The organism is Acinetobacter stercoris (genome assembly GCF_900323515.1).
Taxonomy (GTDB): Bacteria; Pseudomonadota; Gammaproteobacteria; order Pseudomonadales; family Moraxellaceae; genus Acinetobacter; species Acinetobacter stercoris.
The window spans coordinates 1-699 of the sequence record NZ_OOGT01000447.1; the positions used below are offsets into that span (position 1 = coordinate 1).

General features: G+C 24.9%; 1 protein-coding gene. It reads left to right on the forward strand.

Features of this window, described 5'->3' with window-relative positions:
• Positions 1 to 30: 30 nt before the first annotated feature.
• Positions 31 to 699: EpsG family protein (locus KPC_RS20150; protein WP_228212372.1), on the forward strand; the 669-nt coding region annotated here is incomplete at its 3' end.

The window sequence follows — 699 nt, forward strand, 5'->3', positions numbered from 1 at the left end:
ATGTATAAGAAGGTATTTGTTAGCTTGAATATGCTGTTATTGTCAATATGCTATGTAGCTTTATCTATTAGTTTTCCATCTAAATGGTTTCGTGATAGAGAAAACTATGAAATTATTGCCAAATATTCAAATTATTTTTTTTATAATTTAGGAGATTTGTCATTTACTAAAGAGCCTGTTTTTTTATTTATAAATTATTTACTAACTAAAATAACATTATTTACAAATGTCCCGTATTTTTATGTTTTCTTTATAACATCAATGATGATGTTTTTTTTATATAAACGATCAGATAGCTTATTATTATTTTTGTTGGGTTTGATAGCTTTATTTATTATACCATTTACCTTTCATATGCAGTTTGTTGTGCTTAGGCAAGGGATTGCTACAGTTTTATTTATATATGCCATTGTTTGCTTAAAAAGTAACAAAACTGTGTTAATGTTAATGTTGCCTTTAATTCATGCATCTTTCTTCTTTGTTTTAGTGTTATATTATTCTTATGTCTTTTTGAAAAAATACGTAAGCAATATATTGGTTATAAGTGCTATAATATCTATATTTTCTGTTGTTTTGTTTGGTGTTATACTAGGGGTGGCTGAATATATAGGATTTTATCAATTAAGTTATCAAGATGTTTTGACTATTGATTCTAGTGGTAAGGCTTTTGTTTTTAATATATTAATTCTTGTATTTCTT